At 64.2% G+C, this 26,473-nt stretch carries 29 protein-coding genes; 19 read left to right on the top strand and 10 right to left on the bottom strand.

The annotated features are described in order from the left end of the window. The 5 genes from NS4_RS26560 to NS4_RS26545 all read left to right on the top strand — a co-directional run. The coding region (locus NS4_RS26560) for an adenylyl-sulfate kinase (RefSeq protein WP_218020414.1) at positions 1-677 on the top strand (677 nt) is incomplete at its 5' end. 4 nt (positions 678-681) lie between these two features. Next, a complete protein-coding gene (locus tag NS4_RS26555; RefSeq protein WP_063062226.1) occupies positions 682-1,620 on the top strand; it encodes a phosphotransferase family protein in 939 nt (312 codons plus the stop codon). Between the two features lie 592 nt (positions 1,621-2,212). Further along, positions 2,213-2,656, top strand: coding sequence for a hypothetical protein (locus NS4_RS32855; protein ID WP_174552136.1), 444 nt, complete (start codon positions 2,213-2,215; stop codon positions 2,654-2,656). Positions 2,657-3,312: 656 nt separating this feature from the next. Next, a complete protein-coding gene (locus NS4_RS32470) occupies positions 3,313-3,453 on the top strand; it encodes a hypothetical protein (RefSeq protein ID WP_157106266.1) in 141 nt (46 codons plus the stop codon). A 189-nt stretch (positions 3,454-3,642) separates the two neighbouring features. Beyond that, the gene (locus NS4_RS26545) at positions 3,643-4,836 is read left to right on the top strand and encodes an FAD-dependent monooxygenase (RefSeq protein ID WP_063062225.1); all 1,194 of its coding nucleotides are present in this window, start codon (positions 3,643-3,645) and stop codon (positions 4,834-4,836) included. Positions 4,837-4,919: 83 nt separating this feature from the next. On the opposite strand, the gene NS4_RS26540 is transcribed toward NS4_RS26545, so the two are convergent. The 4 genes from NS4_RS26540 to NS4_RS33005 all read right to left on the bottom strand — a co-directional run bounded on the left by NS4_RS26540 (position 4,920) and on the right by NS4_RS33005 (position 7,277). Beyond that, positions 4,920-5,777, bottom strand: a complete 858-nt coding sequence (locus tag NS4_RS26540) for a nucleoside hydrolase (RefSeq protein WP_063062224.1) — start codon at positions 5,775-5,777, stop codon at positions 4,920-4,922. A gap of 115 nt (positions 5,778-5,892) precedes the next feature. Then, positions 5,893-6,369 carry a DUF4254 domain-containing protein gene (locus tag NS4_RS26535; RefSeq protein WP_063062223.1) on the bottom strand — a complete coding sequence of 159 codons (477 nt, stop codon included), beginning with the start codon at positions 6,367-6,369 and terminating at the stop codon, positions 5,893-5,895. A gap of 4 nt (positions 6,370-6,373) precedes the next feature. Further along, positions 6,374-6,826 (bottom strand): hypothetical protein, encoded by a 453-nt coding sequence (locus NS4_RS26530; protein ID WP_063062222.1) that lies wholly within the window; start codon positions 6,824-6,826, stop codon positions 6,374-6,376. Positions 6,827-6,977: 151 nt separating this feature from the next. After that, positions 6,978-7,277, bottom strand: a complete 300-nt coding sequence (locus NS4_RS33005; protein WP_084487752.1) for a hypothetical protein — start codon at positions 7,275-7,277, stop codon at positions 6,978-6,980. Between the two features lie 166 nt (positions 7,278-7,443). On the opposite strand from NS4_RS33005, the gene NS4_RS26525 reads away from it, so the two are divergent. The 3 genes from NS4_RS26525 (at position 7,444) to NS4_RS26515 (ending at position 9,783) form a co-directional block, all read left to right on the top strand. Next, complete coding sequence (locus NS4_RS26525; protein WP_218020413.1) at positions 7,444-8,301, top strand: helix-turn-helix domain-containing protein; 858 nt, start codon at positions 7,444-7,446, stop codon at positions 8,299-8,301. Between the two features lie 9 nt (positions 8,302-8,310). Then, positions 8,311-8,691 carry a DUF397 domain-containing protein gene (locus NS4_RS26520; protein ID WP_063062220.1) on the top strand — a complete coding sequence of 127 codons (381 nt, stop codon included), beginning with the start codon at positions 8,311-8,313 and terminating at the stop codon, positions 8,689-8,691. 423 nt (positions 8,692-9,114) lie between these two features. Then, positions 9,115-9,783, top strand: coding sequence for a nucleoside/nucleotide kinase family protein (locus NS4_RS26515; RefSeq protein WP_063062235.1), 669 nt, complete (start codon positions 9,115-9,117; stop codon positions 9,781-9,783). On the opposite strand, the gene NS4_RS26510 is transcribed toward NS4_RS26515, so the two are convergent. Then, a complete protein-coding gene (locus tag NS4_RS26510) occupies positions 9,776-10,165 on the bottom strand; it encodes a PfkB family carbohydrate kinase (RefSeq protein ID WP_245665748.1) in 390 nt (129 codons plus the stop codon). The genes NS4_RS26515 and NS4_RS26510 overlap by 8 nt on opposite strands. Between NS4_RS26510 and NS4_RS26505 the strand changes: the two genes are divergently transcribed. From NS4_RS26505 to NS4_RS26495, 3 genes are read left to right on the top strand one after another with little or no spacing between them, the layout of a single operon-like run. Then, positions 10,155-11,216 carry a Gfo/Idh/MocA family protein gene (locus tag NS4_RS26505; RefSeq protein ID WP_245665747.1) on the top strand — a complete coding sequence of 354 codons (1,062 nt, stop codon included), beginning with the start codon at positions 10,155-10,157 and terminating at the stop codon, positions 11,214-11,216. The two genes, NS4_RS26510 and NS4_RS26505, sit on opposite strands and share 11 nt — an antisense overlap. Next, entirely contained in the window at positions 11,213-12,466 is a 1,254-nt protein-coding gene (locus tag NS4_RS26500; protein ID WP_063062219.1) for a DegT/DnrJ/EryC1/StrS family aminotransferase, read from the top strand. The genes NS4_RS26505 and NS4_RS26500 overlap by 4 nt, the downstream gene beginning before the upstream one ends. A 6-nt stretch (positions 12,467-12,472) precedes the next feature. Further along, positions 12,473-12,913 (top strand): NUDIX hydrolase, encoded by a 441-nt coding sequence (locus tag NS4_RS26495; RefSeq protein ID WP_063062218.1) that lies wholly within the window; start codon positions 12,473-12,475, stop codon positions 12,911-12,913. A gap of 10 nt (positions 12,914-12,923) precedes the next feature. On the opposite strand, the gene NS4_RS34060 is transcribed toward NS4_RS26495, so the two are convergent. Continuing rightward, entirely contained in the window at positions 12,924-13,211 is a 288-nt protein-coding gene (locus NS4_RS34060; protein ID WP_063062217.1) for a hypothetical protein, read from the bottom strand. Between the two features lie 249 nt (positions 13,212-13,460). Here NS4_RS34060 and NS4_RS26485 point away from each other — a divergent pair, with 249 nt between their 5' ends. Then, complete coding sequence (locus tag NS4_RS26485; protein WP_063062216.1) at positions 13,461-14,048, top strand: hypothetical protein; 588 nt, start codon at positions 13,461-13,463, stop codon at positions 14,046-14,048. A 15-nt stretch (positions 14,049-14,063) separates the two neighbouring features. Next, on the top strand, positions 14,064-14,951 hold the full coding sequence (locus NS4_RS26480) for a hypothetical protein (RefSeq protein WP_157106265.1): 888 nt from the start codon (positions 14,064-14,066) through the stop codon (positions 14,949-14,951). Between the two features lie 109 nt (positions 14,952-15,060). Here the strand turns inward: NS4_RS26480 and NS4_RS26475 are convergent, their stop codons facing one another. The 3 genes from NS4_RS26475 to NS4_RS26465 are packed head-to-tail and all read right to left on the bottom strand — an operon-like array spanning position 15,061 to position 18,140. Next, positions 15,061-15,552, bottom strand: a complete 492-nt coding sequence (locus NS4_RS26475; RefSeq protein ID WP_063062214.1) for a PPC domain-containing DNA-binding protein — start codon at positions 15,550-15,552, stop codon at positions 15,061-15,063. Between the two features lie 2 nt (positions 15,553-15,554). Then, positions 15,555-16,610: an asparaginase gene (locus NS4_RS26470; protein ID WP_218020412.1), complete on the bottom strand. Its 1,056-nt coding sequence runs from the start codon at positions 16,608-16,610 to the stop codon at positions 15,555-15,557. 9 nt (positions 16,611-16,619) lie between these two features. Next, complete coding sequence (locus NS4_RS26465) at positions 16,620-18,140, bottom strand: hypothetical protein (protein WP_063062213.1); 1,521 nt, start codon at positions 18,138-18,140, stop codon at positions 16,620-16,622. 239 nt (positions 18,141-18,379) lie between these two features. Between NS4_RS26465 and NS4_RS26460 the strand changes: the two genes are divergently transcribed. The 5 genes from NS4_RS26460 (at position 18,380) to NS4_RS32460 (ending at position 24,107) form a co-directional block, all read left to right on the top strand. Further along, a complete protein-coding gene (locus tag NS4_RS26460; RefSeq protein ID WP_084487745.1) occupies positions 18,380-20,155 on the top strand; it encodes an FAD-dependent monooxygenase in 1,776 nt (591 codons plus the stop codon). Positions 20,156-20,413: 258 nt separating this feature from the next. Beyond that, complete coding sequence (locus NS4_RS26455) at positions 20,414-21,607, top strand: cytochrome P450 family protein (protein WP_369690227.1); 1,194 nt, start codon at positions 20,414-20,416, stop codon at positions 21,605-21,607. 2 nt (positions 21,608-21,609) lie between these two features. Next, complete coding sequence (locus tag NS4_RS32465) at positions 21,610-21,879, top strand: hypothetical protein (RefSeq protein ID WP_157106264.1); 270 nt, start codon at positions 21,610-21,612, stop codon at positions 21,877-21,879. A gap of 432 nt (positions 21,880-22,311) precedes the next feature. After that, a complete protein-coding gene (locus tag NS4_RS26450) occupies positions 22,312-23,595 on the top strand; it encodes an IS256 family transposase (RefSeq protein ID WP_157106263.1) in 1,284 nt (427 codons plus the stop codon). Between the two features lie 368 nt (positions 23,596-23,963). Next, a complete protein-coding gene (locus NS4_RS32460) occupies positions 23,964-24,107 on the top strand; it encodes a hypothetical protein (RefSeq protein WP_157106262.1) in 144 nt (47 codons plus the stop codon). Positions 24,108-24,141: 34 nt separating this feature from the next. Here the strand turns inward: NS4_RS32460 and NS4_RS26445 are convergent, their stop codons facing one another. Continuing rightward, the gene (locus tag NS4_RS26445; RefSeq protein ID WP_063062209.1) at positions 24,142-24,960 is read right to left on the bottom strand and encodes an MmyB family transcriptional regulator; all 819 of its coding nucleotides are present in this window, start codon (positions 24,958-24,960) and stop codon (positions 24,142-24,144) included. A gap of 879 nt (positions 24,961-25,839) precedes the next feature. Here NS4_RS26445 and NS4_RS33720 point away from each other — a divergent pair. Continuing rightward, positions 25,840-26,469: a hypothetical protein gene (locus tag NS4_RS33720; protein WP_063062208.1), complete on the top strand. Its 630-nt coding sequence runs from the start codon at positions 25,840-25,842 to the stop codon at positions 26,467-26,469. Positions 26,470-26,473 lie beyond the last annotated feature (4 nt).

Raw genomic sequence — 26,473 nt, 5'->3', positions numbered from 1 at the left:
GCCCCCTGGCCTACGTGACATTGTGCAATGACACCGCAGGGGTGGATACCACCTACCAGGGTGAGGCGGGCTCTGTGGGTGTTGGTGTGTTGGTGGTGATCCGCGGGAATTCTGCGTCGGGGAAGTCCTCGACTGCCGTGGCGGTTCAGCGGCGTTTCGACCACAGCCGCTGTGCAGTGGTCTCTCAGGACACTGTGCGGCGCAACATGCTCCGCGAGTTCGACGAGCCCGGCGCGTTCAATATCGATCTTATCGAGCAGATCGCCAGGTCATGTCTGGCTCGGGGGATGGTGGTGATCGTTGAGGGCATTTTCGATGTCCACCGCTACGGCCCCATGTTGGAACGGCTCGTCACTTCGGCGCGCCGGGCTCTGCTGTACAGTTTCGACCTCACCTTCGCTGAAACCCTGGCCCGGCACGCCGGGCGGCCTCAAGCCGCGACGATTCCACCGGATCAGATGGCCAGCTGGTATCACGGATGGCAGCCGCTGCCATTCGCCGACGAGACCCGTATCGACGCCACCTGGACCCTTGATGCCGTGGTCGATCGGATCTACCGCGACATCGAGCACGAGTTGGCCGGTGGCGGCCAACCCGAAGGATCTGCCGTCGGCTCCGAGCCTCCAGTCCCGGGGATGAAATTCGATGGTGAGGCCGGTCTGGACGCTGCACGATGAGTCGATGACCGAGACCAAAGCCGTGGTGCCCCGGATTCTGTGGAGCGGTGTGCCGGTGGCGGTACGTGCCGGGGTCGAGGAACGGTTGGGTGCACGAGTGCGTTCGGCATCGACCCAACCGGGAGGGTTCAGCCGCGGAATGGCCTCCCGGCTGGTCTTGGTCGACGGCCGCACCGTGTTCGCCAAGGCCATCCCCACCCAGGAAAGGTTCGCCCACCGCTACCGCGTCGAAGCTGAAACAGCAGCGCAACTGCCACCGCAGATCGCGGCCCCGGCACTGCGGTTCACCCTGGAGACCGACGGGTGGCTCGTCCTGGTATTCGACGACATCGCAGGCAGGCATCCCCGCTTCGATCAGCCGGCGGAACTAACGGCGGTCCTCGCTGTGATCGAGGACCTGGGACGGACGCTGACCCCGAACCCACTGGCAGGGGTCCCGACCCTGGCCACCGAGTACCGCCCGAAACTTTCGAGCTGGAGGGCGTTCGCCGAGGACGGCCCGCCCGGCGACATGGACGGTTGGGCGCGCCGGAATCTGGATCGGCTGGCGATCCTCGAGTCGCGATGGGAGGCTGCCGCGATGGGCGAGACGCTGTTGCATACCGATCTCCGCGCGGACAATATGCTGCTGCGCCCGGATGGCACGGTCATGGTCGTCGACTGGTCGTGGCCGTGCGTGGGCGCAGCCTGGGTGGACCTGGTGTTCCTGGCCCCCGCATTGACCCAACACGGGGTCGACCCCGAACCGATCCTGGCGTCGCACCCCCTCACCCGCGACATCGATCCCGCCGCGATCACCGCCATGGTGTGCGCACTGGCCGGATATTGGACCCGGGAGAGCCACCGGTCCCCCGGGGCACAGTCGCCAGCTCTGCGTCGACATCGAATAGAAGCCGGCCGCGCGGCGATCGTGTGGCTACAGCGGCGAGTCGGCTGGAGATAACCACTGCGTCTGCGCAGCGGTCGGCGCCGAACAGTTGCTATTCGGGTTCGGAAAGTCCGGGCCGCTGGTCGTGGCCCGGCGAGCGTGGATGGTATAAGGCCGTGCCTTATGCGACGTGAGTGGCTGGTGGCCGACTGGCTGATCAGAGGGGTGGTGATGGAGAACGTGACGCTGACCGCGGCGGACGGCGTGGTGCTCGACGCTGCTGTGCACGTTGCGTCGACGAACGCGGGTCGTGGTGCGGTGGTGCTGGTCCATGGGATCACTGTGGACAAAGACGAGGGCGCCATGATGTTCGCCTGCCGGGCCGACCAACTGGGGACAGTGGGTTCATGTTGTGCGGTTTTCCTTCCTCGACCACGGAACCAACGGCGGCGCGTCGCGGAATGTGACGATTGCAGGGAGTGCCTGGACTTGCAGGCTGCGGTGGAATACACGCAGAACCGGTTTGCGGCGTCGTTGTCGGTGGTGGCTGTCAGTTTCGGTGCGGTACCGACCGCGTTGCTGCTGCCGTGGCTCGCTGCGAGTCCGGACCGTCTGGTGTTGTGGGACCCGGTTCTCGACCTGCACCACACGTTTGTCGAGCTCGAGCTTGACTGGGGCAAAGGGAACTTCGGACCGCCGCAGCGCCGCCGGCTGGCCGAGCGCGGGGGTACTCCTCGTCGATGTCGAGTTCGAACTCGGGCAGGTCCTGTTCACCGAGTTCGAGCACTACCATCCGCTCGAGCAGTTCCTTCAGGCCGGCGTCCCCGCGTTGATTGTGCACGGGGACCGCGACACACCCGTCTCCTACCGCCTCGCCGCAGAACCAGCCAGGGCGCGCCCGGCGACCGAGCTGGTAACGATTGCGAGCTCAGACCACGGATTCGATACCGAGGGCAGGGAGAGCGAAGCGATCACCACCACCGCGGAACGGCTCACCGAGCGAAGCGCGCGGTCGGCTCGCCGACCGCTGATTCTTTCCGAGTCGTTTCGGCGATCCCGCTGCGAGCCGGCGCTGCGGGTTCAGATTCGCAGCTCTTGCGTATCCAGGTAAGGAACGCGGCGCAGTCGTCAGTGTTATTGCGGCATCAGTCGCCCGCGGGGCGTACTGCTCAGCGCCCGATCTCTTCTGCTTCACGCAAAAATTCGTCCTTCCCGGTATTCGTGCAGCACATCACCTGTGTCCGGGGTGGGAAATTATTCATTAACGCAAAATCGGTGCCCCTAAACCCTTCCCTTTGAGGTTCTTTAGGGGTTTGGATAGGGACGTCAATCCAATACCGGAGAGGTGATCGATGGATCCGAACATTATTCTGATCTAGTTGGACCCCACGTTGTCGACGCTCTCACGCGGGGCCTTCGGTGGCTCCGTGGTCAGCGGGCATCGTCCTGTCATTCATTTGGTTCGCTCGTCAGCGATACCCGATCTACTGGGTAGTATTTTCTCCTGGAAAATCGGGGACTGACGCGTTATTTCCTTTCTTCTGACCTATTGGGCACCCTCCATGAATGGCTGTTTCTGCGTGGCATTCGACAGAAAATCGTTGCCGTCCTCGGAGTCTCGCCGAGAGTGTACCGAAATCTTCTTCCGACTCTCGGCCGAACGTGCCGTCGCGCAGCATGCAACGGAGGCTCTGCCACGATCACCACCCACCCGACGGTTGAAACGCTGACCGAATCGGCGCAGGTGAAACTAGCGAATTACCTGTCTTGGAACGTGATGCCGGCCGGTACGCCTCCCTCATCTACGCCGACGGCACGTTCGGCCGGGAACGGGCGGTACCGCTGTGGTCCGACAACGATGTCACAGCCGATGTAGATGTGCCGCTGAACTGCACAAATAAAACCTGACGGGCGTAAAGCGGTGCATGGCGCTCTCACCACCGCCCGACCCATCGTGTTGGCGAACCTGACCTCACGCCGCGCTACGGCTTTCCCCTCTCACTCTGGCGTGACGGTCGCGGTTCGTGTTCTCCCGTAATTCCCGCGCGCAGGCCTGGTGCCAGGTTCATGCGCCACAACAGCCCAGGAAGGCATGTCATGTTTCGTATCGCCGCATCGGCCGGCTCCATCCTCATCGTCGGGGCCGGTCCAGCAGGTCTCACTCTCGGCATCGAACTGCTGCGCCGCGGCGTGCCGTGTCGTGTGATCGAGGCACTGCACGCCCCCGTCACCACGTCACGGGCCTTCACCGTGCACGCGCGGACTCTGGAGCTCTTCGAGGTGATGGGGATCGTCGACCCGTTCCTGGAGCAGGGACTACGCGGGATATCGATGGACTACCGCTTCCGCGACGCCGGGCAGGTCGTCCGGCTGGATTTCACCACCCTCGACAGCAGATACCCCTGCTTCCGGATCATCAGCCAGACCGACACCGAACAGATCCTGCGCGAGCAGTTCCTGCGACTCGGTGGTGTCATCGACTGGCACACCGAACTCCGCGCCGTCACAGTCGACGACGGCGCGGTCACCGCCACTCTGTTCGACACCGCCGACCGCCGCACCGAAACCGTGCATCCCGATTGGCTCATCGGCTGCGACGGCGCCCACAGCGTCGTCCGGCGCCTCATAGGCGCAGAGTTTCCCGGCGCCCGCGACCACGGCTCGGTGATGTGGATGACCGATGCATCCTTGACCGGCCGCCCCGGTGAGGCTGGCCGTGTCTGCTACGACATCGGTGCCGACCACATGCTGCTGACCACCCAACTGCCGAACGGGACCTGGCGAGTCCTGGTCAGCGGCGCCGGTGACACCGACAGCGTCGACAGCTCACCGGAGGCTTTCCAAAAGATCCTCGACCAGCACTTCGACGGAACGGTAATCCTCGGGGACCCGCAGTGGACGAGCGTGTTCCAGGTCAGCCGCTATCTCAGCGCCACCTACCGTCAAGGCCCGATACTGCTGTGTGGTGATGCCGCGCATCTGCAGGCTCCCGTTGGCGGCCAGGGTATGAACGTTGCGATTCAGGACGCGGTCAACCTCGGCTGGAAACTGGCCGCTGTCGCCACGGGCGCTGTCGGCCCGGCACTCCTGGACACCTACGAGCAGGAACGACGCGCGATCTGTGAAAAGGTTATCGCCGACACCGACGAACTGCACTCGGTGATCCTGAACCACGGTGTGCCCCTCACCGAGCGCCTCGCCAAAACCCAGGAACCCGGATTCCTCGATCGTGCCGTACGTAACATCTCCGGCATCGCCTACAGCTACCGCGACACCACCACCGCTTCCTGACTCCGCGGGCTGGGCTTCGGCGACCGCGCGCCCGACGTCGAGGCTTGAACCGGTCGGATCCGCGAGTAGACCAGGGCGGGTATTCATACACGCAGCGCACCGTACGTCCAGCTCAGGAACGCGGAATGGTCGACGGTGCTCGATACTTGCATCGGTCGTCCGTGGTTTGCGCGGCCCAGACGTGCGTTGGGGTGTATCTCGATTCGTTCGGTGTGGAAGGCAACGAAGGGCAGTCCGAGCGCGGCGGTGAGAACCAGGGCATGCCTCATCCAGGCTATGGATTCACGGGCGGACCATGCTCGTAGGTGGGTCGCCAGTAGTTGTGTCCACGGCGGTGTGGTGGGGCGTTCGAGCGCCTGCAGGAGTGGGGAGTTTGGAGGGATGCGGAGGGTGTCGGAATCGGTGTGGTCGCCGAGCATTAGACGCGGTGTGTGCAGTGCGCGCAGGGCAAGCCCGGCAGATGTTGGATCAACGCGGAAGTTCTCGGGGACAGGCGTCTTGCCCCGGTGACCGCCTGGCGGCCCGCCCAGTTGGGTGACCATTACCTGGTCGGTGATCTCGGGTAGGCGGGAGATGACGGCGGTGAGGTTGGACATCGGGCCCAACCCCGCCCACCGGATCCGGCGGGTGGATTCGCAGAGTTCGACAATGGCAGCGATCATGTGATCGAGACCACGGATACGTTCGAGGAAATCTTCACCGAGCGCCGGGGGAGGTTCGTCGTTGTCGAGGAGGAACCGGTCCTCGCCGCCCAGGTCGAACCCGGCGATCACCCGGACATCGGGCCGGTCGAGCATATCCAGTATGTGGCGGGCCAGCTGCGCGCGTCGGCCACGAGTTTCGTCGGCGGTGACCACGACCAGATTCGGTACCATACGCGCCGCGATCACCAGCGCTACGAGACCTGCTGGGTGCCAACCGATATCGGTATCGAGGATCACCAGCTCATCGCCTGTTACGACGGGTGGCGAGGCCCGGTGGCCGGTCGTGGGTGGGCCGGGGATGGAAATTGCGAGGCTCCTTCCAGCGCGGGCGTCGGTAGCCGCCCGGGTTCGATCACGGGCAGGATGTGTCGGGGAGGCGTCGTGCTCGGTGGGCAACTGCGGTGGTCAGGTCGGTGTAGTCATCGACCAGTTCGGCGAGGCGGTACCACGCGGCGTGTACGAACGGGCTGGATGGTTCGGCGCTCATCAGCAGGTGGTACGCCTGAACCTGCTGGGCAGCGAGCCGATCGATCACGGTGCCCAGGGATTCGAAGTGCAGGGTCGCGTTCGGATGTGGCAGCGGCGCATTCTCGGTCACCCAGAGATCGGCCTGCATCAACAGTTCGGTGCGGTGTGGGCATGCCAGGCAGACGGGGCGGTGAAGACGCTGCTGTTGCAGTTGCCCGAACCGGTAGGCGATCGGTGCGAGGGGATGGGGGCCGACGTGATGACCTCGGATGGCCGACAGCAGTGCCTCGCCGGTCGGGAACAACGATTCCGACGAGTCGGTGATACGGGCGGGTCGTGGGGTGCCGGTGCTGGCGTGCATCGGGTCACCTCCGTGACGTCAGCAGCTGGCGGCGGGCAGTGGCAAGCACGGTCGACCGTGCGGGCAGCGCTTGTGCGGTGGTCGGGGGCCAGATCCAGTACCAGGTGAGGGGTTGGTCGGTCATCGGCAGCCACACCCTCTGTCCCGCGGTCAGAACTCGTACCCCTGCGCGGTGCAGTGCGGCACGAGCGGTGGCGCCGAGCGCGCCCCCTGTGCCGGGGCCAACGAGGAACACCCAGTCTCGGCGCGGTCGCTGATAGGTGAATACCGGCGCAATGAGGCTGCGGTTGTGTTCGAGTTCGTGACGGACCAGAGTGCCCAGGTCCGGTGGCATCACCACCGCACCCAGCGATCTGGACGCGGTTACCGCGACCCGGCCGAATGTGCAGGAGACCGGAAATCCCATCCCCCGGTAGATGTGGGCTACCTCGAAGGGCGTGTGGCAGTTCTCGAACATCAGGATTTGTCCTTCCGGTGAGGCCCGCCTTTGACCACACCCAACGGAGACCCGGGTACCGGCTGTATCGGGACGACCCTGCGTTGGCCGCGGGCCGCGACCGCGCTGAACGCCACGGTCGTGTTAGCGATCGACCACGCCCGCCGCGCGATCACCGCGACACCCCTGCCCAGGCCAGCGCCCGCGCGGCGAACCCTTCCTTACGGGGCGGCGGCCACGGACACTCCATGGCAGCCATGCCCATGGCTTCCAACACGGTCAGCCCCAGCAGCCCGACGTGAGCCTGCAGGGCCGCCATGTCTTCGAGGGCAAGTAGCGCCGCTTCGGCTTGATCGCGTGTCAAGGTTCGCCCGGGTAGATAACTCACTACCCATCCGCCGTCGCCTGTGCTGCGCGCGTGGTGCGGTGTGCAGTCGCTGACGAGATGTTGTGACTCCTGCAGAACCGTCATGTTGATCACTGCTCCCGGTCGTCGTGTGGCGGTACATACCACCCCTGAATCGACCATAAGCAAATATATAAGCTGATACAAGCGCTTATGAAATTCATTATGAGTACGCTTGTGGATGTGGTGGATACTGAGTCGCACGACCCTGAAACCGCAGGAGGACCACACAGTGACCGTGAGCCGATCAGATCCGTCAGCACTGCGCTTCTTGATCGGTCACGAGCTGCGATCCGCCAGAGTGCGTGCCGGGGTCAGCCAGGCCGAAGCCGCCAAAGAACTCGGCTGCACCCAGCCGAAGATCAACAACATGGAGAACGGCAAGTACCAGCAGCAACCCGACGAAACCGCCACCCTCATGCGTCTCTACGGGGCAGAGGTCGATCAGATTGATCGGATCACGTCACTGGCCGGCCGCGCCGATCAGAGCACGTGGTGGGCGCCGTTCAGCGAAGTCCTGCCCGGCTGGTTCAAAACGTTCATCGGACTCGAAGGGCTGGCGACAAGCCAATTCACCTACCAGGCGATGACCCTGACCGGCCAGCTCCAGACCGAGGGCTACGCCACCGCCCTGCTCAGCGGGGGCCTGCAGATCGCGCCACTGGACCTACCCCAAACCATCCGAGCACGGATGGCCCGCCAGCGGTTGACCAGCGAAGATAACCCGTTATACCTGCAGGCCGTCATCGAGGAACACACCCTCGACCGGCTCGTCGGTGGCCCCGAAGTCATGGCGGAACAGCTCGGCCACCTCGTCGATCTGATGGACCGCGAGAATGTCGAACTCCGCGTGATGCCGACGAGTACCCCCGTTCACGCCGGTCTCGACGGGGACTTCACCCTGCTCCACTTCGACACCGCGCTGAGCCTCGGCTACATCGAGTACCAGACCGGCGCCCTGTACGTGCAGGATCGAGAGCAGGTCGCGATGTATAAAATGATTGCAGATCGACTTCTCTCCCTGGCCCTGCCAGTCGAGGAGTCCGCCCACATCATCCGCGGGCGCAGAGATCGCCTCGAACAAGCGTAGGAGAACGGAATGACTTCCCAGGACCGCCTGCACTGGCGGACCTCGAGCTACAGCGGGACCAACGGCGGCCAGTGCGTCCAGGTTGCCTTCGGAAGCCAGACGGTCTTCATACGCGACAGCAAATACCTCCGAGATCCCGCCAACGATCCCGCAGTCCAACCCATCATCGCCATCGATAGCACCCTCTGGCCACGCTTCCTCGACCACGTGAAGGCAGGCAGCGGCCACCCACTCGGCGACGGCCTCCCCGAAATCGAACAGCGCACAGACGGCTACATCGTCCTACGCGATTCTGACACCGAAGCGCCCGCCATGGTCTTCACGCCCACCGAATGGGCCGCGTTCATCGCAGGCGCCAAGGCGCAGGAATTCGATCTGCACGCCGCCTAGTAGTGTCTCCCGTCCTTGAGGCGTCGTGTAGGAGCTCAGAAAACGTGTCGGAATCTCAGAATGATTGGACGGTGCCGTAGCGTATCCGTCATAGTTTTGAGCCTCCGCTCCGGCGCCGGGCTGATTGGTGCATGATTTTCGCCGGTTGGCTCGCGGCCCTCGGCGGTGTCGCTGCCCGGATCACCTTCAACCCGAGCCCGGCGCTCCCGCAGAGCCGATCTGAGGGGACCAGGTGCAGCGACTGACCGGTTGAGCGTGCCCAGCAGACGGCCAGCGCGCGGTAAACATTCGCCGGTGCGGGAAGTCTCTTTACTTCCCGTGCAGTTGGCGGAACCCCGGATCGGTATCATCGACGCCCGGCGGGGCCTCTTGGGCTTGCTAACGTGGTTGCACTGGCTTGATTCTCGTGCAAGGAATTCCGGGATGCGTGCAGGTTCTGAAGTGTCTGTGGCCGAGCTGGCGGCGAATGTGGCGGCCCGCATTCCACAGGGTCGGCGGCACGTGCTCGGAATCGCTGGGCCTCCTGCAGCAGGCAAGTCGACGTTGTCGCAGAATCTGGCCGCCACAGTCCGGGCTGGGCACGCTGTGCCTGCGGAGATCGCCCCGATGGACGGTTTCCACAAGACCTCCGCCGAACTGGACGCGGTCGGGGCCCTCCATCTCAAAGGCGAACCGCACACCCTCGACGTCGCGGGGTTCGTTGCGCGTCTAAAAGTGCTGCGTGAAGCTCCACTTGGGCGGCGTATACCGTGGCCGCTCTACGATCGCGACCTGCATGATCCCGTGCCCGATGCCATAGTGTTCGCCGCGCAGCAACTGGCGGTCGTGGAGGGCAACTACCTGCTGCTCGAACAGCCTGGTTGGGCCGAGGTCCGCGCTCAGCTCGATGAGGTGTGGTACCTCGACGCCGCCGACGACGTTATCGAGCAGAGATTGACCGTCCGTCATCTCCAGGGCGGCAGAACGATTGAACAGGCGCAGGTCAAGATTGCCGACAGCGATATGCCGAACGCCCGTCTGATCGCGGGCACGCGGGATCGCGCTGACATCGTGTTGCGCGAGACTGGCGGGAACTACGTTGTGATCAGCTGAGTGCTGTAGCCCAGTTCCGCGTACCGAAGGTGCGGCACGACAACGTCGACACCTCTGAGGCACGGGTGAGCGCGTTGACGAAATCGCGGCTCTGGACGTAATAGGCGCAGAACGCGCCGTGCAAAATATCCCCGGCGCCGAGAGTGTCGGCGGCGGCGGTGACCGGTGTGACCTCAATGATGCCGTGTCGGCCGTCGTCGGCGAAGATGATCGGGTCCGGGCCTCGCGTGACTGCGGCGTGTTTGGGCCCAGCTGAACATAGGTGATCGATCAACGCTGCGGTGTCGCCTTCGAAGCCGGGTGGTGTGAAGTCTGCGGAGCAGATCGCAATATCGGTCAGCGGTAGGAGTTGGTCGTGCGGTTCAGCACCGGTGTCGCGCATCGACCGCCCGGACATCGAAACCAGTTGGCGCACCTCGCGCCGCATCAGTAACGGCAGTAAGACACTGCGGGCTGGGGTCGTGGGCCTCGGACGCCAGGCAATCAACGATCACCTGCCGGCACTCGCGCGGTCGCGCCATGTCGAGCTGGCCGCCGTCTGTGATGAGGACGCGAGGGCCGTGCGCGAGCAGGAAACCATGCACCAGGTGCCTGGCTTCGACGACTATCGCGCAATGTTCGACGCCGAGACACTCGACCTCGTGGTGGTCTGCGTGCCGCACGATGTTGGCCGGGCGGTGATCGAAGTAGCCGCGGAGCATCAGGTCCACGTCCTCAAGGAGAAACCGTTCGCCACCAACCTGATCGAAGCCATCGAACTGGCGCAGTTGTGCGAGCGATCTGGTATCGAGCTGATGGTCACGCTGCAACGGCGATTCAATCCGATCTACACGAGCTTTCCGCAGCTCGCTGACCAGATCGGCACGCCGTTTCTGATCGACGCCCGCTACACCGTCCACGTCGATGACCCCTCCGAAGGCTGGCGTGGGCAGACCGCCAAGGCGGGCGGCGGCTGCGTGATTGATATGGGCTACCACCTCATCGACCTGATCCTGTGGTACTTCGGATTGCCCGACAGCATCGCAGCCGAGCTGTCGGTCGGCGCACGACCGGACCGGTGCTATGACGCCGAAGACACCGCACTCATCCACTTCGCTTATGACAGCGGCCTCTACGGTTCGTTGCTGCTCTCGCGGTTCATCGGGCCGAAGACCGAAGAGATCCGGCTTGTCGGGTCTGACGGCGTCGTGCATCTGGAACGGGGCCGCATCCGCCGGCTGACGAACAGCGGCGAGGTCATCGAGTCGCTGCATCGTGAGCAAGCCTGGCCCTCGGCCGCGGCCTGCCAGATCGACTACTTCCACCGCGTCATCGATGGCGACCGGCCGAACCTCAGCGGTCCCGCCGAAAACCTGGATCACATGGCCTTTGTCTCCGCCTGCTACGAGGCCGCGCGCACCCGCAACTACATCAATCCCAAGGAGCTGTTGTGACTTCACCTCTGGCGCTGCTCGGCGGGACCCCTGTCATTTCTGAGGCGGCACCGCATTTCTCATGGCCGCCACTGACAGAGGCCACCAGAATTGCCATCCTCGATCAGCTTGATGAAGGCATCTCGATCTATGACCGCTCAGGTGTCATCGCTCGACTCGAAGATGGACTCCAGCAGTACTTCGGCGCCCGCTACGCCGTCCTCACCAGCTCAGGCACCGCGGCACTGCACTCGATGTATGCCGCCTGCGGCATCGGGCCAGGTGACGAGGTGATAGTGCCGGCGTATACCTTCTTCGCTACCGCCACCCCGCTGCTGCACCTGGGCGCAACCCCCGTCCTGGGTGATTGCGACGCCAGCGGCAACCTCGATCCGGACGACGTGCCGAGACGTATCACAAAGCGCACCAAAGCCATCGTCGTCACACATATGTGGGGGATGCCAGCTCAGATTCGGCGCCTGAAAACTCTGGCGGACAGCCATGGTCTGCCACTGCTCGAAGATGCTTCCCACGCTCACGGGGCAAGCCTTGGTGGGCAGAAGCTCGGCACCTTCGGGCAAGCCGCCGCGTTCAGCATGAACGGCCCGAAGCCGCTGTCAGCAGGGGAGGGTGGCTTCGTCATTACTGATGACGAAGACGTCTACCATCGCGTCTTGCTGCACGGCCAATACAACAAGCGGTGCCGAAACGAAATCCCAGCGCACTCTGACCTCAGCCGTTTCGCCGTGACCGGTATGGGGCTCAAGCATCGCATCCATCCGTTGGCTGCAGCCATTGCCCTGGAGCAGCTGTCGCATCTGGATGAATACCTCGAAGGGCGTCAGCGCATCGCTGAGCACATCCACGACGAACTCCGGCAAGAGCCCGGTCTGACTGTCAATTGGCACGACCTGCAGGCGCGACCAGCCTGGTATGGGTTCACGATTGTCTACGACGACGCAATGTTCGACGATGTGCCGGTCGAGCGCTTCCACGCCGCGCTTCAAGCCGAAGGCTGCTACGAGATCGACCGGCCCGGATCGACTTGCCCCCTCAACCTCCTGCCGCTCTTCCAAGAGCCAGGTCCTCTGTTTGCAGGCTTCACTGGCAAACTGGCATACGCACCAGGCGACTATCCAAGGGCCGAATCTCTGCACCACGCCACGTTCAAACTCCCCGTGTGGCATCGAGACGAGGACCTACCACTCGTCGATCGCTACATCGAAGCGCTCCACAAAGTGACCACCCACCACACCGATCTGAAAGGATAAGGCTCGATGATCAAGACGCCACTGCTGGATACGTTGACACGGGAAGCCGACCAGGACGAGGTGCAACAACTCGTCGTCGGCGCCGTCGTCCAACACGACGGCAAAGTCCTTCTGTTGCAACGCCCCGCCGACGACTTCATGGGCGGAATCTGGGAGCTTCCCAGCGGCAAGGTCGACCCCGGCGAAGCCATCGACCAAGCCCTGATTCGCGAAGTCAAGGAAGAAACCAGCCTTGAGGTAACCGCCATCACGAACTACCTCGGCAAGTTCGACTACCAGTCCGGCAGCGGCAAGAAAAGCCGACAATTCAACTTCACTGTCGAGGTCGGACACACCGAGCCCGTGGAACTCACCGAACACGACGCCTACACCTGGACCAGTCTGGCCGAGGAACCACCGGTCACGGACGCTGTGAAGAAGATACTGGCGCGCTACCGGCAAACCTGATCAGGTGCAGCTATACCCGGGCCCGGCCGTCGTCGCCCGCTGCGGCGAGCCGGTCGCCGGACTGTGCTATCGCCACCGCCCAGATGCGGCGTGCCTCTGTATCCAGCACTGTCGATTGGTCGGTGTCGGCGGTCGAATGGAGCCGGACTGTCCCGTCTCCGCAGGCCGCGGCGATATAGTGCGCTGCCGAGTCGAGGGACCAGACGCGTCCGTGTCCGATTTCGCGGCTCCGCCATGCCAGGTAGCGGGTATCGGAGGGCAGACAATGCCCACCCGCCCCGGCACTGGGGTGAAACAACCACCGTCACCGACGGCATACACACCACCTACACCGCCTTGACCGCTAAGCGCGACAGCTGCTGCATCTCGTCGTTGCCGAGATGTTTCTGGATATGGCCACCGCAGTGGCGCCCGAGAGCGCCGATTTGACGGATGCATCGGTCTGCTTCCTCGTCTCCTCTGAGAGCGATAGATCGTGCGAACCGGCGGGTACGCTGCGGTGGTCCGAATCGGGTTGGTGGACACAAGGGGAAGGAATCGACCAGTGATGGATGAGATCGACGTGGCGGCACAGGACGATCCGGAGTGGGTGGTGTGGTCGAGCCCCGAACGCATCGCGGGGGTGATCGACTGGCTGTTTACCGAAGCGCTGCCGAGGGTGCCCGCCGACTGGAAGACTCAGACCGGCTCGGCCAAGCCCATAGGTCCGATGCCATCGGGTGTTGATCGCTACAGCGACGAGATGGCGCTGCACTGGCTAGACCACGCCTTTGACTATTTCTTCGTCGACGAAGACGCGCTGTTCGACGCCGACAAGACCCAGTTGGTGGATGCGTTCGTGGCCTACATCGGCGAATACTTCGTCAGGCACTGCGACGGCCGCTGGATCAACGACCCCTCAATGGGCAGAGTGCTTTTCGCCGAGGACGGCCGACTTCAGAACTTCGGGCCGACGATCCGATACGACTGGACTGACGAAGCCGACTTCCCGGTCAACATGCTGTTCGACTCGCCGGACGCGGAGTTCGGATCTGCGGTCGTAGGCGAGTGGTATTCGCGCGCCGTCGATTACGCCAAGGCCCATGGACTCGAGCATGAAGGCCTGGACCTACAACGAAAACATGGCCTGATCTAATCGGGGGGCGGGGGGATGCCTAGCGAAGAAGAAGAGCGTCGCCGACGGTTTGTCGAGCAGGAGCGCCGGGAACAACGTGAGCGTTCCCAGCGTGGCCGTACCTCCCAGGACATCGGACGCTGGTTTCACTACGGCATTGCCGAGATGCGAGGTGAGACGCCCGACAGGGGTTGGCAGCACGAGGTGCCTCAGCAACTGGCTTCGGGCCGCCGCATCCACGACGCCGGCAGAGCAATAAACCAGTACGAATTTCGGGAGTACAAGGGCGCCAGGAGGCTCAAAGCCGACGACTTCACACTGAAGCAGATCAAGCTGGACCGCGAAGCCCTTACGATCGACAGAAGGGCCATGGGAGCTTGGATTGTCATCGAAGGCGCCCCGGACCAGGAGATTCGCAAAGCCCTCGATGACATGGTGCGCGACTTCGGTGACCGCTTCCGTGTTGACGAGGTCACCCAGGAGCAGGCGAGACAAGCGAAAAAGCTCGGCCGGGAACTGGAGCGCAGTCGAGAACAGCAACAGCCAGAGCTCTTCAAATCCTCGGAGCTTCGAGCAAAGGAAAGGATTCGCGAAGTCCAGAAAAAGGCCGAGGAGAGGGAGCGGACCCGAGCCGCTGCCAAGGAGGCCCTGGAGAAGCAGGAACGCGAGCGACAGATACGCGAGGAGCAGCAGAGGCGGCGCGAAGCCGTCGATCGGGTGGCCGAGCGCGTGCGCCTGGATCGGGAAGCTGCGGCCCGTGGGGAACATCCGGCTATGACCGGACACGAGGCCGCAGACATACTCCGCATCAACCGTCCGCCGCCGGGGGTTGAATCTCCCTTCCGGGAACCGCCACAGCCCACCCGCGGCGGAAGGGATGCCCCGGGCAGGGGTCGAGACCGAGGGGTAGAGCGGGGCCGCTAGCTGTGCTTGCTGAGGATCGAGGCCAGAGCGTCCTTGGCATCCCGACCGCCGAGCTGTGGCCACTTCTTGGCGAGCTGCTCTTCGATCGAGGTGAGTCGCTTCCCGCCGGTCATCTCGGTTCGGTCGCGCCGTGGCCGGGCGCGGTGTCGAACCGGAGCAGGGGAACGTTGTAGAGGTCTGATTGTGGTGTTCGGGTCATGTCCGGTGTCAGGACTTCGATGACGAGCATTTCGGTGAGGAATTGGACGGTAGCGCCGAGGAGGTGGCTGGTGTAGCCGGAGGCGGCGTGTTCCTTGAGTCCGATCGCGACGTGAATGTGTGGTTTGAGTTCGCCGCTGTCGGGGTCGTACGCGAGGGTTCCGCCTCCGAATGCTTCGACGTTGCGGAGATGAACTTTGGACCAGACGGGGGCGGCGGGGTCGTCGATGCGGTCACAGGCGCCGACGAGGTCGACCTCGCTGAATCCGGCGATGAACGAGGGAATGTAACCCTGGCGGATGTGGTGAGTGCGGCAGAACTCGTCGAGGGCGGTGTAGAAGTCGTCGCCGTGGTCGAAGACGAGGCCGAAGGAGCGTCCGAGGCGGAGTTCGTGGGCGCGCATCGTCAATGCTCCTTGCGTAGGTGGTCGGGCCAGGGCCAAGAATCTGGGTCGGCGTAGCCGCCGGAGACGGCGAATGCGTCGGCGATGACGGCCCGATCGACAGTGAGCCCTAACAGGGTATGCAGCAAGATACGGGCCTTTAGTGGATCGAGATATCCGGCGCGTATCAAGCCCCGGGCGAGGAGGTCTTGCTCCGATCCTGGGAATCCGTAGGTAGCCGACAGGACTGTCCCGGCGCCGGCGCGTGAGGCCAGGACTACTGGAACTCTGGCAGCGAGCTCGGTGAGGATATCGACGAGGTCGGCCGGGACGTGGCCGGCACCGAACCCGGCGACGACGAGCCCGGAAACATTCCCGGAGAGGGCACGTAGACCTGTGCCGGTATCGCCGAGCGTCACGGTGACGATAGGGATATGTGGTGATGGAATAGCCCCCGGTGCCGCTGTCGGTAGAGTCGGTCGGTGTAGGCGGCGGTTGAGCAGGCAGGGCCGGTTTTCGGTGAGGAAGCCCAGCGGACCTCCGTTGGGGGAGGAGAAGGTGGCGGTGCTGGTGGTGTGAGTCTTACGGACCCGGTGTGCTGCGTGGATTTCGTCGTTGAACACCACCAGGCAGCCCTGGCCGCGCATCGTGGGATCGGCTGCGGTGAGGGTCGCGGCGAGGATATTGGCGGGGCCGTCGGCGCCGGCCAGCGTCGGGTTACGCATGGCTCCTGTGACGACCACCGGAAAGTCCGGGGTGTGGAGCAGGTCGAGCAGGTAGGCGGTTTCCTCGATGGTGTCAGTGCCCTGGGTGATGACCGCACCGTCGATTTCGTCGCGTCGGGAGGCGATCTCGCTGGCGAGAGCGGCGATATCGGCTGACGTCAGACTGGCACCGGGCTTGTGCCGGAAGTCGACAGTGTCGATCGCAATACCGGTGGTGGCCAGACCGGGGACGGCCGCCAAGAGTTGTTGCGCCGACAAGGTCGGAGTCACAGTGCCGCCGCCGGTATCGGTCATGGCGATGGTGCCACCGAGGGCGAATGCGGTGACACGGCGTGGAGATTCGACGGTAGGCACTCTAGCAGCCTAACGACCGGCGGCGTCGAGGCTGGAAAGGAAGGTGCATGCCTGGTCGAGACCAGCGGTCGACAGCAGTCGACTGCGCGGGGCACACAAACCGGCGATCCCGCTGTCGGCAAACTCAGTTGCCCGGCGAACCAGCCAACTCCAGTCCAGATCGAGGTAATCGGCCAACGCCTGAAGCCGGTCACGCGGTGATGCACCGGGCAGGACAGTGCGCGATCGTGCCCATCGGATCGCGTCATCGAACTCGCGCAGAGTCGGTCGGCGGTCGGTGACGTCGACCTGCCAGATCCGGTCGGTGTTGACCCAGTTGGCCACCAACGCGCGGTGGTTGCGGTCGAGGACGAACCCGGGAGTGGTCGTGTACTCGGGTTCGGAGCAGATGACAGTGGTGACACCGGTGGATTCGTGTAGGACCGCCGCGAGGAGTAGCAGTATCCGCTCAGGTCGTCCGGAATGATGGACGGCGGCGGGAGGGACGCAGAATGCGCGTACGGGCCGGTCGGAGTCCGGGCTGCTCGTGGCATGCAGATACCGGTACTTGTGTCCGAACAGCAGCCACGTGCTCGCCTCTTCTCCACGCTGTTCCCGGCTCCAGAACTGTGGAGTGTCGGTTAACGTGTCAGCGTTTCGCAGGATATGGCGAGCACAGACCTCCGAGCCAAGCCACATCCTCGACACCGGGGACAATTCGGCGCCGAGATCGCGCCCCAAGGCCAGATGCGGGTCGGACGTCCTTGCTTCCAGCAGCCCGACCACTTCGGCCAAGTCGGCGTCGTCATCCAGCAGCGCGCTGTCCAGGCCGGTCACAGCCCAAATGATGGCAAGTGTGAAATCATCGAGCACGTATGCGCGAGGGAACAGCAGCGGCGCCTCCGGCGAGGTGGTCGCCAGCCGGGCCCGAACTCGGCGGCGATCCATCACATAGCGACGCGGCTGATCAGCATCGTCGATGTGGGCGACCACCACCGATCGCCCCGAGCCGGACAGTGCCGGATACCGAGCCGTTCCGGTCGGCGCAGCAGCCACGATACGACCGCGATCAGGCACCGCCGCAACAACGACAGCCGGAATATCCGCCCCGGCGAAGAACCGACCCGCAGGCATGCGCAAGAAGGGAAGACGGGAGCCATCCAACCATCCGTGCGAGTCGGCGAATTCCTCTGCCGCGACGCCTGATTCGGGGTACTCGACTCCCGGAGGCAACCACGAGCCAAAGGGTCTGACAGTGCTGTCCGATCGGGCGGGAATAACGGGCGCGTTGTACTGCCGGCCGGTGGTTTCCGGTTGAAACAGTTCGGTGGCGGTGTGTCCGGGCAGCATTTTTTCCAGGATGCGGCAGTGGTGGGGGTAGGGGAGTCCTTTCACGTCGCCGGAGAGCCAGCGGTGGAACTGCGATCGCCGTGGGGCGGATCCGACGAGGTCGGGGTCGATGGTGGCGGCGATCTTGTCGTATTCGCGGCAGAACGCTGTGTGTGTTTGCAGGTGCTGTTGCTGTAGCACGGTTTTGAGGCGTGTTGCCATCGCCGTTTCCCCTTTACCCCTTGAGACCTTTCGATTCCCTGCGTCTGCTGGCGGTGCCCATCGTAGAGGGGACGGCAGGGGCACAAGAAGTTTGAGATGGGCATGTGATGGGTGTCGAGATGCGACACCCCGCCGCGGCACAGTCAGGACATGCCGACCGACGGTCGGCAGAGGCGACGGTGAACTGATTCGTGCGATCCGGCAAGACCTGTAGTGCTTTCACGCCGAGCCACCGTTCCATGGCGTGTGCCACTGCCGTCACGCGCATCCGACGTATACCACTTGGAGGCTGTGACCGTGCCATTCGTCCGCTCATCGAAGCTCCGCTGCTGACGTCGCGACCAATTCGGTGCCGTCGTGTGTCGCAGACGGATGCACGATTCGATTTCGATCTTGATCAAGTTGGAGATATCTCGATGTGGTTTTCGCGTGTTTCACGGGTTTCTGTTCTCATCGTGGGTGCTGGTCCGACCGGGCTCATTCTCGGTATCGAGTTGTTGCGTCGTGGCGTGGAGTGTCGGGTGATCGACAGGCTCACCGCCTCGGTGATGACGTCGCGGTCGTTCACAGTGCATACCCGCACCCTGGAGTTGTTGGAGCAGGTCGGGATCGTCGAGGAGTTCCAGGACAGGGGTTTGCGGAGCGAGTGGATGGATTATCGCTTCGAGGGGTTCGAGGAAAAGGTGCAGTTGGATTTCACGCGCCTCGATAGTCGGTATCCCTATTACCGGACGATCAGCCAGCGCGACACCGAGGATATTCTGCGAGGTCATTTCATTGCGCTGGGTGGGAGTATCGGTTGGCATACCGAACTGGTTTCGGTGGCTGTCGACCCCGGCGGGGAAGTTGCAGCCACGTTGCGCGATACGAACAGCGGCGAAACCGAAACGGTTCGCCCTGAGTGGCTGATCGGGTGCGATGGCGTGCACAGCCGCGTCGCCGGTTACCTCGGGGCGGAGGTCACCAGCGCGGAGTACGTGGGGACCGCGATGCGGATGATGGACGTGACGCTATCGGGTTGCCCGGTGGAGGTCGGAGGTGTCGATTACCGCATCACCCGCGATCACATGCTGTTGACGACCGCGCTACCGGGTGGTCTGTGGCGGGTATTGATCAGCGGAACCGGAGATGCCCGCGAGATAGATGCGTCCGCGGCAGCATTCCAGACGGTGCTCGACGAGCATTTCGGCGGTGCGGTGCGGTTGGGTACCCCGGAGTGGACGACGGTGTTCCGGACACGGCGGCGGACGACCTCCCGGTATCGCAACGGGCGGATCCTCGTGTGCGGAGACGCCGGCCATGAGCGTTCCCCGGCAGGTGGGCAAGGCATGAACACCTCGATGCAGGACGCATTCAACCTCGGTTGGAAACTGGCCGCCGTCGTCAACGGCCATGCTGGGGAATCGCTGTTGGACACCTATGACGCTGAGCGGCGTCCGATCGCCGAACAGGTCGTAGAAGGCACCCACGAACTGCACTCGGTGCTGATGGACCACGGCCGCCCGGTCCCCGAGCGGCTGGCGATCGCCCGGGAACCCGGGTTCACCGAGCGGGCGGTGGGCCGGATCTCGGCACTGGCCTTCGGATATGGGCAGGCCACCCCGGCCAGCACCTGCTCCGGACAGCTCTTGGCCGGGGTATCGGCCGGGGATCGAGCGCCCGACGTAGAGATCACCCCACGCCTGCGGCTACACGAACGGTTGCGGCACGGCGGCCACACTCTGCTGGTTACCCACCGCGATCCCAACACCGTCGCGGACACCACGGCGCTGGTCATGGGTGTCCGTCGGGAATTCGGCCGCCGGGTCGAACCGGTGGTCGTCCTCGCGCCTGGATACCACGGACCCGGACCGGTCGGCGCGGTCGCTGCCGATTCGCGGCGGGTACACGATCTATACGGGGCACCCGAGGGTGACGCGCTGTGCCTCATCCGGCCCGACGGCTACATCAGCGTCCGCTGCCCCCGCACCGAGCAGAACGCGCTGGTCTCGACCGTGCGCGACACGCTGACCTGACCTGACCTGACCTGACTGGCCGGTCGGTGCCGGTGACGAACACGTCACCCCAGGCCAGTTCCTCCCGCAGGGTTCGCGGGTCGCCCCCAGATATTGGAGACCGAGCCGGCTTCTCGGTCTCCTCACCCACGTTCGAAGAAACGGAACATGTCTTCTTTGCCCTCGATGCCCTCGATCTCTTATCCCGGCGCAGGACCGGTGGCCCGGTGTCCGGTCGCGCACGCATCACCAGAGAATTCCAGTGATCCGCGAACACCCATGTACACCCCCGAATTCGCGGCCGACCCCCACCGTGTCTACGCCGAACTGCGTGCGGAATTCGGTGATCTGGCGCCGGTCGATATCGCGCCCGGCGTACCGGCCACACTGGTCCTCGGCCATAAGGTCGCGGTACGGATCCTGCACGACGTCGAGCACTTCCCCACCGACCCCCGCACCTGGCAGACCACAGTACCGACGGATTCGCCGGTACTGCCGATGATGCGCTGGCTTCCGGCGGCCCGCTACAGCACCGGCCTCGACCACACCCGCTATCGGGAAGCGTCGAAGGACAGCATCGACGCCGTCGACGGCCACACGATGCACGCAGTCGTCGAAGACCTCGCCGTCCCGCTGATCAACACCTTCTGCGAGTCGGGATCCGCGGACCTGGTCGCCGACTACGCCCGTCCCCTCGTGATCGCGGTCCTCAACCAGATCATCGGCTGCCCAACCGAAATCGGGGCACGGGTCACCGCGGGAATGGCCGCACGTTTCGATACCGTCGGCGCGGCCGAAGGAATGACGCTGCTGCGGACAGCACTGACAGAACTGATCGACCTCAAACACCGGCATCCCGGCGACGACGCCACCTCACGGCTACTCGCCCACGAGCACGGCCTCGACGAAGGAGAAGTGCTCGCCCAATTGATGAGCTTCTATGGAGCCGGCGCCGAAGCGCAACCGAATCTGATCACCAACACACTGCTGTTGATGATGACCGATGAGCGGTTCGGCGGTGGCCTGATCAGCGGCAGCCTGTCAACCCAAGACGCGCTGGACGAGGTGTTGTTCCACGACCCCCCGATGGCGAATTTCTGCACCACCTACCCCCGCACCCCCACCCTCATCGGCCAGACCTGGCTGCCCGCCCACCAACCCGTGCTGATCAGCCTCGCCGCCGCCAACACCGACCCGAACGTCACCGCCGGTGACCTCACGGGCAACCGTTCCCACCTGGCCTGGAGCGTCGGCCCGCACGCATGCCCGGCCCGCACCCTCGCGTATCTGATCGTGCGTGACGCGATCGACCAACTCCTCGACGCGATCCCGGACATGGCCCTGGCCGTCCCGGCCGGGGACCTGACATGGCGACCCGGACCGTTCCACCGGGCCTTGACAGCACTACCGGTCGCCTTCCCTCCAACCCCGCCAGTACCCCTCCCCGACACAACAGCGCAGTCAAGGAGATGATCGTGAGTTCCCTGGCAATCCACCAACTCATCACCCTCGCCCACAGCCGCCCCCGGACCAGGCATCCTGTTGAAGGAGCCAGCTCCCGCCCCGATATCGAAACCCCACCCGTGCCCGGCCGGTTCGACGACTGCGCCGTCGAACCGAGGTTCGATTCACTGGACGAGGCAATGCAAACCCGTGAAACACACACCGACCATGTACCGCTGTGCCGTCAGTATCTGGGGGCAATTGCCTACCTCGGCGGTCTCCACAACGACGACTACGAATAACGACATCCCGAAGCCGATCGGAGGTCCTCAGTGAATGACCGCACAGCAAACCGGCCGGACACACTTCTCGAATCGACGCCCGGATCCCGGCCGCGATGGTGATGCGCACCGACAGCCGCTAAGACCCGCACGACGCCGTATCGCTCGCGTTGGCCGCATTAGCGTCGAGGACTTGACCGCGATCACCAGCGATGAACCGGTGGCCGACGAGCGGGGGCGACGCCCCGATGCCTCGACACGCTCGGTCGCAGCGACGTCGAGGTAGCCACAAGGCCCGATACCGCAGAGGCACGACGGTTTTTGATAGACAACTGATCGTCGGTCTGGCCACCGCAGTGAACGCAGATCCTTCCCTGGCCGATCCCGGGGGGACTGTGGATTTAACGGTGTTTCCGGCCTGATTCGCTGACCGATGGTCAGCGGGAAGGTGCCGTGATGACGACACTTGATGCCGTGGCGAAGAAGAAGGCCGAAGCCTCGGCCGAGCAGCTGGCAGCGGTCGAGTTGGTCCGGATGGCCAAAGAACAGGGCTTGTCCCTGACCGGACCGGACGGGTTGCTTCAGCAGTTCACCAAGACAGTCCTCGAGACCGCGCTGAACGAGGAAATGACCGAGCACTTGGGCTTCGAGCCGAACGAAGCTCCTGCCGAGCGGGAGTCGGCCAACGTGCGGAACGGGACCCGGTCGAAGACGGTGTTGACCGAGACGACCGGACCGGTGCCGATCGAGGTGCCCCGCGACCGCGACGGCAGCTTTCAACCGCAGATCGTGAAGAAACGCCAGCGCCGGTTGACCGGGGTCGATGAAATCGTGCTGTCGCTGTATGCCAAAGGCCTGACCACCGGGGAGATCTCGGCGCATTTCGCCGAGATCTATGGCGCCTCGGTGTCGAAGGAAACCGTCTCCCGCATCACCGACAAAGTCGTGGCGGAGATGCAGGAATGGTCGAGCCGGCCCCTGGACGAGGTCTATGTCGCGATCTTCATCGACGCCATCGTGGTCAAGATCCGCGACGGCCAGGTCGCCAACCGGCCGATCTATGCCGCGATCGGGGTCACCTTGACCGGCGAGAAGGACATCCTCGGGTTGTGGGCCGGATCCGGTGGAGAGGGCGCGAAGTTCTGGCTCAGTGTGCTGACCGAGATCCGTAACCGTGGGGTCAAGGACGTGTTCTTCCTGGTCTGCGACGGTTTGAAAGGCTTGCCGGAGGTGGTCGGGAATGTGTGGCCGCTAGCGACGGTGCAGACCTGCATCATCCATTTGATCCGGAACACGTTCCGGCTGGCCGGGCGGCAGCATTGGGACGCGTTGAAGCGGGATGTGAAACCGCTCTATACCGCGGTAAATGCTGATGCCGCCCGGGCTGCGCTCGATGAGCTGACCGAGCGGTGGGGCTCGAAATACGGGGCGATCGTGCGCTTGTGGAACAACGCGTGGGAGGAGTTCATCCCGTTCCTCGACTACGACGTCGAGATCCGAAAGGTGATCTGCTCGACGAATGCGATCGAGTCCTTGAACGCCCGCTACCGGCGCGCGATCAAGGCCCGCGGACATTTCCCCACCGAGCAGGCCGCCCTCAAATGCCTGTATCTGGTGACTCGTTCGCTCGACCCGACCGGTGCCGGTCGGGCACGATGGACGATGCGCTGGAAGCCCGCGGTCAACGCGTTCGCGATCACCTTCGCCGACCGCTGGCCCGACGCTCGAACCTACTGAGAGAAACCGCCGGAAACACCGTTACCGAGATAGTCCCATCCCGGGTCACTGAGCAGGGAGGGCGGCTCGCTGTTACCGCGCCGAAAGCCGGGCTTCGCATGACTTCCGTTTGGTCCCTGGGCAGCGGGGTTGACTCTGCGCACTGTGGTGAGGTCGCCGTTGCTGTTGTCGGACTTCACCGAGGTCGACGAAAGGGGAGGTTCGCCCCGCTTCGCTGGAGGGATCGGAGCACGGTCCGGCGGCAGTGAGGTCGTGGCTCAGGGGTCAGTGTCTCTGCGGGTGATGGTGAGTGTGTTGTAGACGCCGAGGTCGATGCGGACGTCCGGATAAGCGCTGTACTCGTCGATCTCGATGCCGACGGAGAGCCGATGGCTGGCACTACGGCCGACCTACTCGCCAACGCAGCCGCCCCGGTACTCGACGCCGTATCCAGCGAGGGCGCGATTCGGCGGGAGGACCGCGCTACTCTGTTCAGCCAGGTCCGCTCGATCCGACTCATGCGGCGGGCGTGAATTCGCGCGTCAACTATCTGTGCTGACATCAACGTCATCCCTGCTCCGACGACGTAGAGAGGTTGGCAGGTGGCCCTGGGACTGCGGTGGCGAGCAGGATTTCTTGGGTTTGGGTGACGGGAGAGATGGCGAGGGTGAGTGAGTAGTGGTTGTCGGTGTCGGGGTGGTGGCACTGCAGGGGATTGCTGGTGTCGCGGCCGTAGATGATGTCGATGTTGTTGTGCCAGATCTCGTTGAAGGTGGGGTCTTTGGCGAGGTCGGCCAGGAGAGCGCGGGCTCGGGGGGAGTCGCGGTAGCGGGCGAGTCCGGGTCGTAGGGACGCGACGGTGTAGAGGGCTTCGGCCGGCCAGTTGAGCACTGCGGCCCTGCCGGTGGCGCTGAACATCCACTCAGGGATGCAGCCGATATCGAACATGCCGGGCAAGGCTGTTCGCAACGCGTTATTGGCCGCGAGGACCTGCTTGAGCGGGTCGATGAAGGCGGCCGGTACGCCGTGCTGCTCGAGCTTGTCGAGATGCTGGACAAGCTGCGGCGTCCGGGCGATGAACCGGCGTAGGTGTGAGATCGGAGAGAGTCTGCGGGCGGGAGCGCGGAGTTCGCGCAGGTATTGAGCTTGGGCGCAGGAGAGTTCGTAGCCAGCGATGATCTGTTCCAGCAAGTCCAGGCTGGGTGTGCGTTTTCCGTCTTCGATCTGGCTGAGGTATGAGCTGCTGACCCTGTGGCGCTCGTGGGCGTCGGCGCGAGTCAATCCGAAATGTTCTCGGATGGTGAGCAGTGTGCTGGGTAGGTCGGGGATCCGCGCCTTCGGCGCGGGTCCAGAGTCGGGCGTGGATCGGTGTGTGGTCGTGGCCATGCGGCACCCCCCGGATGTGCGAGTCGACGAGGGCGGCACAGTTCTGCCAGTGAATTCCTGCCCCCGAGTGGACATCAAGGGATATCACACCCGAAAGTGGCCGGGCAACAGAAAAATTCAAGAAACATCTCCTGCAGTAGTGACGCGCGCCACGCTCCTGGGGTCCGCTGGTCGTACGACGGAACTCTTACGGGTTACGCAAAATTTTTCCGCGTAGCGCGTTCGCGCAGTACATCACCTATTTCGGGGATGAGAAATATTGAGTTAACGCAAAATAGGTAACTGCAAACTCTTCCATTGCGACTTGTTTCGGGGTTTGGATAAGGGCGTCAATCCAAAGACTGGAAAGGAATTCGATGGACCCCTACATTGTTCTGAGCTGGGTAGACACCGGACTGTCAGTGCTCGCGAATGGGCTGTCGGTGGCTTCTCAGCTGGCCGGCATCGTGCTGGCTTTCATCTGATCCATTAGCCCGTGACGCCCGCTCTATCGGATGCTTCCGATGCCCCGGTAGAGCGGGTCCGGGCGCGTTGATCATTCCTTCCGATACTTTCCCCTACCCCTCAATGAAGGGTTATTTCCGCATGCCTTTTTACCGATACCCGATTTCGTTCTTGCAGCCTCAGCCGTTACGGAATGGTCGTGAGCGCCGGTGCGGTGAATCGCACTGCGAACGGTATAGGCCAATCGCCTTTGCCTCTGGTGGCCGCATCGCATTGGCTGCGGCATTGCCCGTTGCCGTGTTGGTGGCTGCACACGGGACGGCGTCCGCGGCGGGTCCGTTGCCGGCGTCTATCGCTGACCAGCCGGGGGTCACGGGTCCCGCCCAACCGGGAACGAGCGCACCCCCTCCACCGCCTCCTGCACCGGAGCCGCCGGTGTATTACGCGCAGCCGCCGGAGGTCCGTAATGAGGCGCCCTCGCGTCCGGCCCCGCCGATCGAGGAGCCGGTGGAGCCGGTGCGGATCGAGCAACTGCATCTGCCCGCTCCGGTGCCAGCGGTGGCCCCGATTGCGCCTCCGCCGGACACGATCCGGATCGGTCAGTGGCAGGCCCCCAGCCCGCCGTGGGTGCCGCCGGAGGTCCGCGACACCATCAACGGCGCCGCGGCGACTGCTGAAGCTCAGGTCGCGACCGCGCTGGACTCGGTCGGTATCCCGGCGGGGCGCTCCGACCGTGTCAGCGGCGCCACCCTGGCCGGTGCCGGTCTCGGCGGCGCGGCCGGAGCCGCCGCCGTAGGTATTCCGGCAGCTGCCGCTGGTGCGGCGGTCGGTGGCCTGATCGGAGGCACCGTCGGAGGAATAGCCGGGGCCGCTTTGGGCACCGTGGTACCGATACCGGTGATCGGCACCGTCACCTCTGGCGTGGCCGGGACCGCGATCGGCGCGGCGGCCGGAGCCGCCGCGGGGGCGGCGATCGCCGGCATTCCGGTCGCGGTTGCGGGCGCCTTGGCCGGTGGCACCGTGGGTGCGGGGTTCGGAGCGGGCGTCGGGGTCGGGCAGCAGTGACCGC

The organism is Nocardia sienata NBRC 100364 (genome assembly GCF_001613205.1).
Taxonomy (GTDB): domain Bacteria; phylum Actinomycetota; class Actinomycetes; order Mycobacteriales; family Mycobacteriaceae; genus Nocardia; species Nocardia sienata.
Note: the sequence above shows the minus strand (reverse complement) of the source record. Positions and strands in the feature narration are given on the sequence as shown.